The organism is Mycobacterium sp. 050272 (assembly GCF_039023525.1).
Lineage (GTDB): Bacteria > Actinomycetota > Actinomycetes > Mycobacteriales > Mycobacteriaceae > Mycobacterium.
Genome location: NZ_JBCHKV010000020.1, coordinates 1 through 14588 on the forward strand (window position 1 = coordinate 1; position 14588 = coordinate 14588).

Annotated in this window: 13 protein-coding genes and 1 pseudogene; 9 read left to right on the forward strand and 5 right to left on the reverse strand. The window is 62.7% G+C overall.

The window, feature by feature from the left end:
• Positions 1 to 91: 91 nt before the first annotated feature.
• The gene (locus AAHS21_RS27105) at positions 92 to 421 is read right to left on the reverse strand and encodes a hypothetical protein (protein WP_342930605.1); all 330 of its coding nucleotides are present in this window, start codon (positions 419 to 421) and stop codon (positions 92 to 94) included.
• 345 nt (positions 422 to 766) lie between these two features.
• On the opposite strand from AAHS21_RS27105, the gene AAHS21_RS27110 reads away from it, so the two are divergent.
• Positions 767 to 1231, forward strand: a complete 465-nt coding sequence (locus tag AAHS21_RS27110) for a CAP domain-containing protein (protein WP_342930694.1) — start codon at positions 767 to 769, stop codon at positions 1229 to 1231.
• Positions 1232 to 1506: 275 nt separating this feature from the next.
• Here the strand turns inward: AAHS21_RS27110 and AAHS21_RS27115 are convergent, their stop codons facing one another.
• The gene (locus tag AAHS21_RS27115) at positions 1507 to 2046 is read right to left on the reverse strand and encodes a restriction endonuclease (RefSeq protein WP_342930606.1); all 540 of its coding nucleotides are present in this window, start codon (positions 2044 to 2046) and stop codon (positions 1507 to 1509) included.
• Positions 2047 to 2265: 219 nt separating this feature from the next.
• Between AAHS21_RS27115 and pstS the strand changes: the two genes are divergently transcribed.
• Positions 2266 to 3342 (forward strand): phosphate ABC transporter substrate-binding protein PstS, encoded by a 1077-nt coding sequence (pstS, locus tag AAHS21_RS27120; RefSeq protein ID WP_342930695.1) that lies wholly within the window; start codon positions 2266 to 2268, stop codon positions 3340 to 3342.
• A gap of 19 nt (positions 3343 to 3361) precedes the next feature.
• Here pstS and AAHS21_RS27125 read toward each other — a convergent pair whose 3' ends face one another.
• Positions 3362 to 4186, reverse strand: coding sequence for an SDR family NAD(P)-dependent oxidoreductase (locus AAHS21_RS27125; RefSeq protein WP_342930607.1), 825 nt, complete (start codon positions 4184 to 4186; stop codon positions 3362 to 3364).
• Between the two features lie 195 nt (positions 4187 to 4381).
• On the opposite strand from AAHS21_RS27125, the gene AAHS21_RS27130 reads away from it, so the two are divergent.
• The 6 genes and pseudogenes from AAHS21_RS27130 (at position 4382) to mtf2 (ending at position 9291) form a co-directional block, all read left to right on the forward strand.
• Positions 4382 to 4690: an RNA 2'-phosphotransferase gene (locus tag AAHS21_RS27130; RefSeq protein ID WP_342930608.1), complete on the forward strand. Its 309-nt coding sequence runs from the start codon at positions 4382 to 4384 to the stop codon at positions 4688 to 4690.
• 60 nt (positions 4691 to 4750) lie between these two features.
• Entirely contained in the window at positions 4751 to 6607 is a 1857-nt protein-coding gene (locus AAHS21_RS27135; RefSeq protein ID WP_342930609.1) for a hypothetical protein, read from the forward strand.
• On the forward strand, positions 6604 to 7047 hold the full coding sequence (locus tag AAHS21_RS27140) for a hypothetical protein (protein WP_342930610.1): 444 nt from the start codon (positions 6604 to 6606) through the stop codon (positions 7045 to 7047). The genes AAHS21_RS27135 and AAHS21_RS27140 overlap by 4 nt, the downstream gene beginning before the upstream one ends.
• Before the next feature lie 34 nt (positions 7048 to 7081).
• Positions 7082 to 7334: pseudogene (locus AAHS21_RS27145) on the forward strand (hypothetical protein).
• 221 nt (positions 7335 to 7555) lie between these two features.
• Positions 7556 to 8386: an LLM class F420-dependent oxidoreductase gene (locus AAHS21_RS27150; RefSeq protein WP_096290934.1), complete on the forward strand. Its 831-nt coding sequence runs from the start codon at positions 7556 to 7558 to the stop codon at positions 8384 to 8386.
• Between the two features lie 83 nt (positions 8387 to 8469).
• Positions 8470 to 9291 (forward strand): fatty-acid O-methyltransferase Mtf2, encoded by an 822-nt coding sequence (gene mtf2 / locus AAHS21_RS27155; protein ID WP_342930611.1) that lies wholly within the window; start codon positions 8470 to 8472, stop codon positions 9289 to 9291.
• Positions 9292 to 9316: 25 nt separating this feature from the next.
• On the opposite strand, the gene AAHS21_RS27160 is transcribed toward mtf2, so the two are convergent.
• Positions 9317 to 11095 (reverse strand): NAD-binding protein, encoded by a 1779-nt coding sequence (locus AAHS21_RS27160; RefSeq protein WP_342930612.1) that lies wholly within the window; start codon positions 11093 to 11095, stop codon positions 9317 to 9319.
• A gap of 318 nt (positions 11096 to 11413) precedes the next feature.
• Between AAHS21_RS27160 and glnA the strand changes: the two genes are divergently transcribed.
• Positions 11414 to 12850, forward strand: a complete 1437-nt coding sequence (gene glnA, locus AAHS21_RS27165) for a type I glutamate--ammonia ligase (protein WP_342930613.1) — start codon at positions 11414 to 11416, stop codon at positions 12848 to 12850.
• Between the two features lie 18 nt (positions 12851 to 12868).
• Here the strand turns inward: glnA and AAHS21_RS27170 are convergent, their stop codons facing one another.
• Positions 12869 to 14584: an ATP-binding cassette domain-containing protein gene (locus AAHS21_RS27170; RefSeq protein WP_342930614.1), complete on the reverse strand. Its 1716-nt coding sequence runs from the start codon at positions 14582 to 14584 to the stop codon at positions 12869 to 12871.
• Between the last annotated feature and the right edge of the window lie 4 nt (positions 14585 to 14588).

Consider the following 14588-nt stretch of genomic DNA (forward strand, 5'->3'; position numbering starts at 1 on the left):
GACGCGCCGTGGGCTTCCCCGGCAACTGTTCCTTCGGCATACCTGCATCCTCGTTTCCAAGGTCAGGAGCCTCCGGGATTTCCAGGGCGTTTCAGGCGGGCGGAATTGCGCCGTCGCAGCCGCCGGGTGGGGGCGGGGCCGGGAAAGGTTCGTCGCCGCTGACGCAGTCGAAGTGCCAAATGGGAGGACCCCAGCTCTCCCCGGTGTCTTGCGACTGGCGCCACTGGTGCCAGAACGATCCGTCGGGATACTTGGTGCCGTCGCAGACAAATCCCATGAATCGCTGGCCCTCGCAGTAGTTCGTCGGGAGGTCCGGAAGGTGTGGGTCCGGTGGATCAGCGGTGGCAACCCCCGTAGAAAGCATGATTGCTGCGGTGCAGCTCAGTAGCGCAGCGCTGATGCGAGCAGGTTTGGATTTCATGTCGACTCCTATTCAAGGTGTGGGATGCGCCTCGGCGCCTCGGTTACGGCTTCCGGTTGCTCCCTTCCGCCATCCTTACTATAGCTAATCTATATATATCACTCCTACTAAAATATGTGAAATAACGGATTGTATGTGATAGGTCACCCACGCTCTCAGCATGGGGAGTCACTCGAACCCAAAGCTGACGGGTTGGTCCCGGCGCATCAGGAGGGGTGGGAGTTGCGACGGTCCAGAGACGGCCGCCCGCACGGCATCAATCTGCCTGGAGCCGCCGCGGGATGGTCACTAGACGGTAACGTCTGCGCGCCCACGATCGACAAACAATGCGTGACAGCAGGCAACATGACGAGGAAAGTCAAGATTGTCGCCGTGCTCTCGTTCGGCGCCTTGTTCCTTACGGCTCCCGGGACCGTTGCTAATTTTCCGGCGCACGCAGACGACTCGTTCTACAGCGGCGTAAACCGGGTTCGCGAAGGATGCCCGGCGATCGGCAACGATCCGCGTTTGACGGAAGCGGCGCAGCGGCACGCGGACGACATGCTGAAAAGCGGTGTGAACGGCCATATCGGTTCGGACGGCTCGTCACCGCAGGTGCGTATCACGGATGCGGGCTACCGGACTCCCTACAGCGGCGAGGTCGTCTTCTGGGGTACCGGATCCGCTGCGAATCCGAGCCAAGCTCTGGATTTGTGGATGCAAAGTCCGCCCCACCGCGCGATCATCCTGAATTGCGCCTTTACCGCCGCCGGCTTCGCAACCGCGTCTGACGGAAACAAAATGACCGTCGTCGGTGACTTCGCGGCTTGACGCCATCAAGACAGATGCCGAATCGCTTGCCTGAGGTTCGGCTTCGATTCCTGGGCGTGGCACTGCAGTTATTCTCTCGCCGCTACGGCGGCGTCCCGCCCGACGGGCATCGCACTAAGTTCAGCGGTGACGAGGAGCAGCTATGAAGCCGTAGCTATATAGGGGCACTCTCTTTCCCGTTGGTTGAGGATCGGCGCAATGGCTTTGAGTGAGTTCACCGGAGCACACTGCGCCTGGCAACGCCTCGTGGGCATACCGACGCAGGATCGAAAACCTCAGTTACGCAACACTTTTCCAGTGGGCGCAGGGACCCAGCTTTGCAACGCCTTGCGGCCGATCAGTTGACAACCGTGTGTGTAGGCCAATTGCTTTGCGGCAGTAGTGAACTCCTGATTACTCACCACGATGCTGCGCGTGCACCCGTGATGGCGCGCGCCGGCCACCACCTGCTGGACAGCGGCGACTCCAATCGTCTTACCGTGCCGCTTGCACTGGATCGCCGCATACTGGCCGTCCTTCTGCGCGATCAGGTCGACGCCGTAGTCACCGACGGCAGGGGTGAAGCTGACCTGCCAGCCCGCGCGCTGCATGCGTGCCGCGACGTAGTCTTCGAACTCCACGCCGTCCATTGCGTCGATTTCCCCGATGCCCGCAAAGGTCCGTAATCGCCGGCGCGACCGACGGTAGGCCGGCTGAATCAAGCCGGCGAAGAGCAGTCCACAACAAGCTCCCACCACACCCAGCACGAGGCGGTGCGTGAAGAATCCCAACAGCAGCCCGAAGTAGAGCGGGAGAAAAGCGAAGGCCGTCCTCATGCCGTCGCGACGTCTCGCAACCCCCGCGCGCCGGTCGCGGAAGTGACGATCGTTGGCGCCCTATTCATGAGCCGATGATAGAGATGAGCGACGACAAACAACGTCGTCCGACGACGGGGATGTCGCGCGCTTGGAGTACGTGCCCCGCGACGGGCCGAAAATAAAGGGGAGGACGTGAACTTTCGCTACCGCACGGCGTTGGTTGTGGTGTCGCTGGCGTTGGTCGCGGCCTGCGGGTCAAGCAAGACAGGCGGTTCGCCCGGGTCATCTATGGCGCCCGTGGTCACTGCGCCCGCGACGTCAAAGGTGACATTGTGGGAAACCGGTTCCAAAGATCTCTACCCGCTGATCGATGCCTGGGCCGCGGCCTATCACGTGAAATATCCAAACGTCACGATCACAACGGACGGCACTGTGTCCGCGTTCGGGATCTCGCAAGCGGCTGCCGGAGCTGTCAATATCGGCGCTTCCGGCGCCTATCTGTCCGCTGCCGACGTCGCCGCGCACCCGGGGCTGATGAACATCGCGGTGGCCATTTCGGCGCTGCACATCAGCTACAACCTGCCCGGCATCACCGAGCACCTCAAGCTGGACGGCAAAGTGCTGGCGGCGATGTATCAGGGCACGGTCAAAACCTGGAACGACCCGCAGATCGCCGCGCTCAACCCCGGCGTGGACTTGCCCGCTACCGCGGTGATTCCGCTTCATCGTTCCGACGGTTCCGGCGACACATTCTTGTTCACCGAGTATCTGTCGAAGCAAGACCCCGACGGCTGGGGCAAGTCACCCGGCGCCGGCACCACCGTCGATTTTCCCGCGGTCCCGGGTGCGCGGGTTGAAGACGATGCCGAGGGCAAGGCGGGCATGCTGAACGACTGCGCCGCGAACCCCGGCTGTGTCACGTACCACGGCAGCGGCTACCTCGACGTGGCCCACCAGAAGGGACTGGGTGAAGCCCAATTGGGTAACGCTGCAGGCAATTTCCTGCTCGCCGACTCCCAGAGCATTGGGGCCGCAGCGGCCAGCTTGGCCGGACAGACCCCGCAGAACCAGTCGATCTCGCTGGTCAACGCGCCCGCCGCGGACGGGTACCCGATCGTGAGCTATCTGTACGCCGTCGTCTACGGCAACCAGAAGGATCCCGCCACGGCGCAGACTCTGCAGGCGTTTCTGCACTGGGCGGTGACCGACGGGAGCAGTCCCTCGTTCTTGGAATCCGTTCATGCCTATGTCTGGCCACTGCCGGGTGCTGTCGCGAAGTTATCCGACGCCCAGATCGCCAAGATCGCCGGCTAGGCGCAGGTGCGCCGAATCCTTAAGACGCCGACGCGGAGCCCTTGCCCAACCCACGTTCCATGAAGCGCCCCATGGTCATGACGGCGCGGCGGCGTGGCATCAACCGGGTGGTGAGCAAGGTGACGAAGCGGTTCGGGCGTCCGGGCATGACGAGATGCTTACGGCCAATGGCTTTTAGCGTTTCCGCCGCGGCGTCGCGTGGATCGGCGATCTGCCAGCGGGGATACTGCGACAAAGCATCGCCCTGCGTGTCCATCAGCCCGGCGGACATGACGAGTACGTCGACGCCGCTACCGCGGGTTTCGTACCACAGCACCTCGCCGAACACGATCTGAAACGCCTTGTTGGCGGCGTACGCGCCGGTGTATGGCGCGGGTATCAGGCCGGCACCCGACGCGACGATCACGATGGCTCCTCGGCCCCGCTTCGTCATCAAATGCGCGAAGCGGTAGATGAGGTTGACGTACGCGCGCGCATTGACGTCGATCATGGCGTTGTGGACGTCCAACGACATGTCCAGGATTTTCGGTGTGTCCTTCGGGGTGTACATGTGGTTGCAGACAAGCACGTCGACGGTGATATCGGCGAGTTGGTCAAGGATCTTCGGATACACCGACAAGTCACCGAGATCGACAGCGATAGTGCGGACTTCGACGCCGTACTCGGTCCGAAGCGTCGTGGCCCGCGCTTCCAGCTCCTCTGCCAGGATGTCAACAAGCACGAGATTGAGACGGCGACTGGCTATTTCGCGCGCATAAGCAAAGCCGAGTCCTCGTTCCCCGGCGCTACCGGTGATCAGTGCCCAGGAACCCGCGTATCGATCAAGCGGATGGTGTTGACTCACGAAACCTCCAAAAACGTGTTCCCGTCCAGCGTGCGAATCGTACGGCCCAGCTGCTCGTGCAAGGTCGGCGACTTGTACAACCCGCCGCCATTGAGCCCGTCGCGGTCGTCTCGGTCAGCCGGGGGTGAGGGGCGTCGCCTCGCAAAACCAGCTAAGCTTCACGGCGCGGTGCCGGGGACCGAAAGGGGGGTCATCGTGGCTGATGAATTGGATGTCGATCTCGTCGCGCTGCACGTTGGTAGCAATCACGTGCTCAATGGGATCGGCGAGGCCGCCGTGGACTTCGTCGGCCATGAAGACGGGCTGGCCGATGCCGCGCCGGGTTGGGTGGGGTCCTCGCAGCTGGCGTTGGGTCAGCTGGCGGCGCGGTGGGAGGCCCGGCACAGCCAACACAAGCTTCAGGTAGGCGGATTGGGGACGCACGTCGCCGAAGCGCTGGTCGTCTACTCCACGAACGAGGACCGTTCGGCCGGCATGCTCAGGTCGGTGCAGGAACAGGGGTAGCGAGTGGGGTCGCTGACTCCCGCGGATGTCAAGCGCTGGGATCTGAACGCGATTCGTGCGGTGTTCGAGACGGCCACCGGACGCGCTAATACGTTGCAGCGCTTGGGGGAAAGCCTGCAGCAGGCCCACAGCGTGCTCGCCGAGTGGCAAGGTGAAGCAGGCGACGCATTTCGCGTCGATGTAGGAAAGATTCGGCGCGACATCGAGGCGGACGGCGCGGAATCCAAGCAGGTGGCAGCGGCGGTGTCGCGGGCCGAGGCGGATGTGAGTGCGTGCAAGCGCGAGCTGGATGACGTCGAACGGGCCGCCCAGGCTAACGGTTGGTCCATCACGCCGGACTGGCGGATCGACGTCGGCCCCGGGGGGATTCCCGCGAATCGACTCGATCTCGCGTACAAGCTGCAGAACCTGCAGGGGGAGATCGACGCCTGCAAACTTCACGCCCACACCGCCGATCACGAGCTTGCCGCGGCGATCAACGCTGCCGTCGGCGCAGCCCCGCCGGGTGCTCCCGGATCCGCGCCGGGCGGTGCCCCGGCGCCGCAAGGCCCGCCGAACCAGGCGCCGGGGGGCAAGCCGAAGACGTGGCAGGACATGTTGGCGCCCGCTGGCGGCGCGGACGCTGCACCGGGCGGCGCTCCGCCGAAGGACGCCCCAGTGCCCGTGGGCAGGCCGAAGACCTGGCAAGACATGTTGATGCCCGCCGACAACCCGCCTGAGGGTGTCCCGCCCAAAGGCGCACCCGCTCCGGCGGCCGTGGCGCCCGGCGGTACCCCGCCAAAGGTGCCGCCGGCTCCGGCAGCAGGGGGCAAGCCGCGGTCGCTGCAGGAAATGCTGTTGCCCGGGGGCCCCGTACCGCTGCCCCAGCCGAGCCCGGCGGAGTTGGAAAGTGCCAAGGGGTTGTTGCGCAAGGTGATGCTTGGCGACGGCGTGCCGCCGGATCAGATCGAAGCACGAGTGAACGAAGTGGTGGCCGGCGCACAGCGGTGGATCGACCAGGGCGGAATACCTCCCTACCTCCCTCCGGAGGCGAAGCCGTTGCCACCGCCGGGATTCGGCGAAGGTTTCGCTGACCGCTGGTTCGCCACCGAAGAAAACGTTCACAATCTCCTCGGGGTGGGAAATCGCGGATTGCCCGGCGCGCTGGACGCGTGGAAGCAAATGATCCAAGGCACAGTCGAGACTGTCCAAAACCCGGCGGGAGCCGCGATCGGCGAAGTGCAAAATGCCCTGAACTCGCCGAGTCCGGCCTACTACCTGGGCGGCAAATCCGCCGACGCGGCGGTGTCGTTGCCCGCGATGCTCTTCGGGCCGGAGGTTGCAGGCGTGGGAAAGTTGGCAGACATTGATGCCGCCGCCGCAATCGATTACGGCCCGACGCATTTGCCGCACACTCCGATCGGTTTGGAACATCCGTTCGGCTATCACTCGATTGCCGACCAGGCGGGACAGGATCTCTATTACGCATTCACGCACGGTGAGCCCACCGCGGACCTCAATCGGCAAATCGCTGAAATGTCGACTCACTACGTTGGGGAAACCCCAGACCGAGTAGTCCTGGGCAAATTCAACACGTACGAAGGCGGTTATATCGGTGAAGCCAGAGGTCACGGCGGAATCTATTTCGACACAGGCGATCCGACCTGGCAAGCCATGACGTTCGGCCTCGACAAGTCTGCTGAGCGAAGCCTCATATGGCCGGTTAACGAACAATTCCTCCGAGGCCAAATGGAAAGCGGTATCCCACGGATCGAATATCATTTGCCGCAGGGGGTTGGTAGCGTGGAGGAGCTGATGACGCTCGATCCGGATTCTTATTCTGCTAAGGAAATTTCGTTCTTGAAGAGCAATGCGGAGATGTACGGTTACCGGCAAGTCGGGGATTCGTGGGTACGTATTATAGGGGATCGGGGATGACACGAGAGTTCCTGGCAGGCGTCCAGTCTATCGTCGGGCCTGTATTGACGGACCTGGGCTTTCAGCTAGATGGGTTCGACGATGATGTGGATGAAGGGGGTCGAAAGGGCTCCGTTGCATTCTTCCGTTCGGAGGACTGCAGAATCCAAGTTTATGAGTCGACTCGAGACGGCGCGATTAATTGCATGATCGCCGCGTTGGACGCCCCGAAGGTGTTCGGTCCCCACGATCAGTCCGGAAAATGGCAATACCTTCCGAGGTTTGCCATGAGGAAGGGAGTCTCGCTCGAAGAAATCAGGAAGGACAATCTAGCAGTCGACTTTCCGACCAATGATCAATTGCTTGAATCAGTGCGGGAGCGCATCCAGAAGTATTTTCCCATCGCCCACGAAGGAATTCTCGAGATGGACGGGCCGGAGTACTGGAAATCGAACCCGTGAATTTCACGTGCTACACCTTTTTGGCGTTCGACCCATGGCCGTAGGGTTCCGAACGCGTAACGGTCTGAATATCTATGTCGACGAGGACGGCTCGTATCACTTCACCTTCTATGAGCGGGGCGAGCTAGGGTTCGACCGGACGAGCGACGTGGACGACCTTCTTTACTGGTACACCCAAGATGTTTTTACGAGTCAAGTGTTAAGACGAGTGGGAGACTGCAGCACTTTTCCGCAACGGCCAGCCCGAAGACATCGCGCTACTGCCCGACATCGGTGAACCGCTGTAGACCTCGCCGGCCGACCTCACGCTCCCGGTCGATGCCCAACGTGCCCGCCTCACAGCGACAACCCGGATGTTGTCGCTCGGAGGCGGGCATGAACGACATCCTGCGGACGCGAGGCCGGTGTGGCTGGTGTGGCGACCCGCGATGGCCCGGAATTTGCGTCGTGCGTACACGTGTTGGTTGACGGGTAGACGACGGATCACCGGCGACAGACAGGGACGAGCATGAAATTCGGAATCGCGACGTTCGTCAACGACGACACCATCGACACGATCTCGCTGGCACGCGCCATCGAAGAGCGAGGCTTCGAGTCGTTGGTGATCGCGGAGCACACGCACATTCCGGCGAGTCGGGAGTCTCCGTATCCGCAGGGTGGCAAGCTGCCCTCGATTTACTACCGCACCCTCGACCCGTTCGTGACGTTGGCTGCGGCGGCCGCCGTGACCTCGTCGATCGAGTTGGTCACCGGGATCGCCCTACTTATTGAACGCGATCCGATCACCACGGCCAAGGAGGCCGCCAGTATCGACCTGATCTCCGGTGGGCGCTTCGTGTTTGGCGTAGGCGCGGGATGGAACATCGAGGAGTTGCGCAATCACGGAACTGACCCGAAGACGCGTGGCGCACTGCTCGACGAACGTATCGAGGCCATCAAAGCGCTGTGGACAACCGAACCCGCTGAGTATCACGGCAAGTACGTCAACTTCGACGCTTCCTATCAGCGCCCCAAGCCGGTTCAGAAACCGCACCCGCCGATTTTCATCGGCGGCGACTCGGACGCCACCGTCAAACGAGTAATCCGCCATGACGCCGGTTGGATGTCCAACCCACTTCCGGTGGAGCGATTGACCAAGCGGATCGACCAAATGCGCGAGGCCGGGGGCAAGGCGGTTCCGCTGGCGACGTTTGGCACGCCGGCCGATCCCGATTACTGGGACTCGCTCGCGGGCTTGGGTTACGAGCGAGTCGCTTTGTTGTTGCCGACCAAGCCGCTTGACGAATCGCTTCGGATTCTCGACGACCACGCCTCAAAGGTTGCCAGCTACAACGGTTAAGCCGAGCTTTCGTGGCCTCGCTGTCCATATGCGAATTCGGATAAATTCGCTCGGGCCGATGATCATGGCACTACACTCCGTCCATGGAACTCGAGGCCCCAGAGTTTCGTCCTTCGCCGCTTTGGACTCTCAAAGCGAAATTCATCCAGTTCGTATACCAATATTTTTATCCCTACTTGACCCGTCGGCTTCGCGCCGACGACGTCCTGTTCCTCAATTACGGGTACGAGGAAGATCCGCCGATGGCCATACCGCTGTCGGCCTCCGACGAGCACGACCGTTACTTCATCCAGCTCTACCACCGGGTCGCGACCCAGGTTGACCTTGCCGGCAAGCGGGTGCTGGAGGTCGGCTGCGGCCACGGCGGCGGGGCCTCATACCTGATGCGTACCGCGCATCCGGCGTCCTACACGGCACTGGACTTGAACCCGATCGGGATCGCGTTCTGTCAAAAGCGGCACCGCCTGGCCGGCCTCGAATTCACCAAAGGCGACGCCGAGCATCTGCCGTTCCCCGACCAATCATTTGACGCGGTCATCAATATCGAATCCTCACATCTCTACCGCGAGTTCCCGCGTTTCCTCGATGAGGTAGGCCGTGTGCTCCGCCCTGGAGGGCATTTCTTATATGCCGACTTCCGCTTCGCCGACACCGTCACCGACTGGGAAAAGCAACTGGCGAACGCGCCGATGAGGATGCTTTCGCACACGACAATTAATGAGCAGGTTGTCCGCGGCATGGAAAAGAATTCGCAGTGGTGGGTACGCGCGGTCGATCGCCTGGTGCCGGCGATCCTGCACAGGTGGCTCCTGGTCCACGGTTACGTGCTGGTGTGGCGGGTTCACCAGGACATGCAAAGCGGCGGATCCACCGACTACCGGATGTACTGCTTCGCCAAGGCATGACACCCTTCGGCCGGCGACCGGTTCGTCAAGCGTCGGGGTCGGGCGCCCATCTGGGTGGGCGCACGTCTGGCCGGTGCGCCGAGCGCGCCGCGGCGAGCGTCGCTGCGCGCTGACCGTTGATAGCGGTCAGCGGGGGAGGCTGACCCTTGCGCAGCGTCGCGATCAGCTCGCGGTAAGGCCCGACGAGGTAGACAGTGTCACCGGCCTTCAGTCGGGCGTCGCGGCGAGGGCGCAACCTGATCGGCCCTTCGGGTCGAGTGATCGCAATGACGCGCGTCTGGGTGGACAGTTCGACCATCTGCAGGCCATCCAGCTCACTGCCCGCCGCCACCAGCATTCCACCGACCATGAACGAGCGCTGTCCGACCCAAAACGTCCCCAGCACCTGCAACCCCATCGCCGCTCCGATGAACCAGGGGGCTGCCAGATCGACGATCGACCGCACGTTCTCGAAACCGAACCGCCGATGGACCGCGGTGCCGAGCGCGCGGCCCTGAACCCGCATGACGATCGGCACCTTGGTATCGGCACCCAAGATCTCCAGCAAGACGATGCCGGTCTCGATGTTCTCCATGTCGTCCTTGGTCACCACCGCCACGCCCCGGGCCCGCTCGACGTGCGCCGATTCCAGCGTCTGCCGCATCGTTGAATCCCCGAAGATCACCGGCACATCGAGTTCGGCGATGGTCGAAAGGAACCGGTTGTTCTCGTTCGGCTCGATGACCAGGACGTCGTATCCGGCGGCGGTCAGGTCGGTCACCACGCGGACGCCAATTGAGCCCAGTCCGACCACGACGACGTGGTCGCGCATATGACGCGCTCGCCGCAGCCCGGCCGTCTGGACGAACCGCCGCGACAGGAGCAGATCGGCCAGGAATGCGACCGGGAGGGCAGTGACTATGACGCCGCCGAACATCACTGCGACGGCGAACAGCCGCAGCCAAGGAGATTGTTGCGCGAAGCTGAAATCGCCGTAGCCCACGGTCGTAACGGTCTCGGAGGTGAAGTACAGGGCGTCGATCCACGACATCCTCGGGTGCAGGTAATAGAACCGAACCACGGCAGTCGATCCGAGCGTCAACAGCACCGCGAAGGCCAGTGAGGGAAACAGCATCGGGTTCACGTCGTCGCGCATGGCGCGCAAAGCGTCGATGACGCGTCGCACCCGGGAGTGACGAGAGCGCTTCGCGCTGGTAGGAGGCACCGTGATCCCGCGGGCCTGCAATTCGTCTTTGACGCCGATCATCGACGTCCAGTCGCCGGCGTAGACCCGCAGATCCCGGCCCGGGCATGGCACCACCTCGCCCGGTGCGGGTGAGTTCTTGCCGTGGACCACTGCCACGGGTGCCAGGTCGGCGTGGATCTCGCGAAGGGTTGCCTCATAGGGTGCTTCGGACCCCCAGACGACGAATTCGATTCCAGCCGTATCGAACTGGTGTGCGTTGCGCGACAGTACTGCTTCGACGAGGGATGGCGTCGCGAGGTCGGCGACGTCCAAGATCGCGCCAGGGCCGTTGACTGCGGTAACCGCTTCGCGCAGCACGTCGTTGGCCAGCCGGGCCACCACACGGACATTGGGGCTGTATTCGCGTGCCAGCAAAGCGATTTCGAGATTAACCGCATCATTGGGTCCGGCACACACGACGGCGCGGGCGCGATGCACCCCGGCGCCGAGTAGATCGGCGGCGGTGTTGATCTTGATGATCCGCGCGCCTGCGCCTCTGAGCTCCTCAGCGATCGTCTTGGACAGCGGGTCGTCGCCGCTGACGATGATTTCGCGATGGAATTGAAAGACTTCGCCCATTTCGCGTGATCATTCGTTCCTTTGCCGCCAGCTGATCGCGACGACTAGCCGGCACAGGACGACGGTAGGTGTTCGGGCTGATTGCCATTCGGCTGCGGCTTTGCGTTCTGCGCCATGAGTACTCCGACCTCTACTTACACCAGCTTCGGCTGGCTCATATGACTATCGGGCACAACGTCGGATAGCGCCACCTGAGGAGCGAGCGAAAGTCAACCCCGATCTTTATGAGGCGCAACAGGTTCGACTCGAATGCGTCACGCGGACGAAATAGTTGAGGCGTAGAAAGCGCTGTCGCGCCATCAAGAAAAGGAGCATTCCTTGTCCGACAAGACGCCCGACGACATCTTCAAACTCGCCAAGGATCAGAACGTCGAGTACGTCGACGTCCGCTTCTGCGATCTGCCCGGAACCATGCAGCACTTCACGATTCCGATCTACGCCTTCGACGAGAACGTATTCGAGGAGGGCCTGGCCTTCGACGGGTCCTCGATTCGCGGGTTCCAATCGATCCACGAGTCCGACATGTTGCTGCTTCCCGATCCGGAAACCGCGACCATCGACCCGTTTCGTGCGCGCAAGACGCTCAACGTCAACTTCTTCGTGCACGACCCCTTCACATTCGAGGTGTACTCGCGTGACCCGCGCAATGTCGCGCGCAAAGCGGAGAACTACTTGATCAGCTCCGGCATTGCGGACATCGCGTATTTCGGCCCGGAAGCCGAGTTCTACATCTTCGACTCGGTGAGCTTTGACTCCCGCACCAACGGATCGTTCTACAAAGTGGACGCGACGTCTGGGTGGTGGAACACCGGAGAGGCGAACGAGTCCGACGGCACGCCCAACCTCGGGTACAAGGTTCGGCCGAAAGGCGGGTACTTCCCGGTAGCGCCTACCGACCACTATGTCGACCTGCGCGATGAGATTCTCACCCATCTGACCAATGCCGGCTTTGCTCTGGAGAAGGGCCACCACGAAGTCGGCAGCGGCGGTCAGGCCGAAATCAATTACAAGTTCAACACATTGCTGCATGCGGCTGACGATCACCAGATGTTCAAATACATCGTCAAGCAAACCGCCTGGCAGGCAGGCAAAACCGTGACGTTCATGCCCAAGCCGCTGTTCGGTGACAACGGCTCCGGCATGCACTGCCACCAGTCGCTGTGGAAAGACGACATCCCGCTGATGTATGACGACACGGGTTATGCCGGCCTGTCGGACCTCGCGCGCCACTACATCGGCGGATTGCTCTACCACGCGCCGTCGCTGCTGGCGTTCACCAACCCGACCGTGAATTCCTACAAGCGGCTGGTACCCGGTTATGAGGCCCCGATCAACCTGGTGTACAGCCAGCGCAACCGGTCGGCGTGCGTGCGTATCCCCATTACCGGCACCAACCCGAAGACCAAACGGCTGGAGTTCCGTTGCCCCGACTCGTCGGGAAACCCGTATCTGTCGTTCGCGGCCCAACTGATGGCGGGGCTGGATGGGATCAAACACAAGATCGAGCCCCCACCCCCGGTCGACAAGGACCTCTACGAGCTGCCGCCCGAGGAGGCCGCCGAGATCCCGCAGGCGCCCACCCAGCTGGCCGCGGTGATCGATCGGCTGGAGGAAGACAGTGAATACCTCACCGAGGAAAGCGTTTTCACGCCCGATCTGATCGAGGCGTGGATCAGCTACAAGCGCGACTACGAGCTTGCACCGTTCAATCTGCGGCCGACCCCGTACGAATTCGAGCTCTACTACGACGTCTAGATCAGCCGAGTCGCCGGCTTAGGCTCGCTCCTCGCGTCGCATCCGCCACCACGCGAATCCGGCGAAGGCCACGGCCAGCAACCCCAACATGGTTATGTCGAGAAGCCATGTCGACGCGACGCGGTGCCAGTGGGAGTCGTCCGCGATCCCCACGACGAGGTGAGTCAGGTCTGCCGTCGACGCGGTGGCCGCGAAGCCCCATCGCCCGGGCGTGAACCAGGCGAGGGTCTCGAACAGCGGCCGGCCGGTCACCGGTATGAACCCACCGGCGAGTACCAGTTGCGCCATCAGCGTCATCGCCAGCAGCACGATGACCTGATCGCTGGTACGAGCGAACGCCGAAATCGCAAGCCCCGCAATCATCGCCGCCACGCAAGTCGCGGCGACACCGACGAACAGCTCCAACATCGGGCTGCCCAGCGCCGCCGCCCCTGAGGGGCCAGGCTTGCCGATTCCAGGTGCGGTAACAATCAGGACCAGAATCGCCGACTGCATCGCCGCAACCCCGCCAAAGACCGCGATCTTCGCCAGAAGGTATGCAGTGGAGGATAATCCGGCCGCCTGCTCGCGCCGAAAGATCGGACGTTCACCGACGAGGTCGCGCGCGGTGAGCGTGCTGCCCATCAGGATTGCCGCGAAGCTCGTCAGTGCAATGACATGCTTCGCTTCGAGCGGCACAGCGGCATCCGCATGGCCGAGTCCGGCATGCCCGGCCACGGTCAGTGGCAGCAGCCCGACGATGAACGGCAGGACGGTGAGGAAAGCGAAATAGCCGCGGTTGGCGACTAGGAGCCGAACCTGCCGGCGCACCAGCGTCGACAGCTGACGCAACAGGCCGACCCGCGCGACTTCAACCCGCTCTGCGGGTTGGGCGCAAATGAGCTGTACGGCAGTCATTTCCCCCCGCGACCCGACGCCTTCGGTGAAACGCCGTCGAACGCCGTCGGGATCGGCGCATACGATGTTGAAGATGTCGGCCCAGTCGTTGGCTCCGATGGTCGATCCAATCTCACTGGGGTGACCGCAGAACGCGGTCTTGCCGCCGGGCGCCAGTAGCAGTACCTGGTCGCACACCTCGAGGAACGTCAACGAATGCGTCACCACCACGATCACACGACCCGCGTCGGCGAGCCGGCGCAGCATCGTCATGACGGCGCGGTCCAGCGCCGGATCCAGCCCTGTCGTGGGTTCGTCGAGAACAAGGAGCGCGGGATGCGCCAACAGCTCCAAGGCAATTGAGACGCGCTTGCGTTGCCCGCCCGACAGCTTTTCGATGCGCGTCGCGACGTGAGCTGTCAGCTCCAGTTCCTCGAGTACCGATGCGATCACCCGGCGGCGATCGCAGGCGGTGATGTCGGCGGGCATTCGGAGTTGCGCCGCGAACCCCAGTGCCTGGCTGACCGTCAGCCGGCCATGCACGACATCGTCTTGGGGCACCATCCCGATCCGGTTGCGCAACGCCGCGCCTGTGGTGTGCAGGTTACGACCGTCCAACGACACTGCGCCGTTGCTCGGACGCGTGGCTCCGGTGATCACTTTGGCGAGTGTGGACTTTCCCGCACCCGAGGGGCCGATCACCGCCGTCAACGTACCCGGGCGGGCTGTGAACGAAATTCCATCCAGTGCAACGATATTGCGCTCGAGCACAAGACTCACGTCACGTACGTCGAGGCCGCCGACCCTGGTGGTCGGTGGGATGCGGACGGCGAAGGCGGGTGCCACAGAACAGGTCATCTGA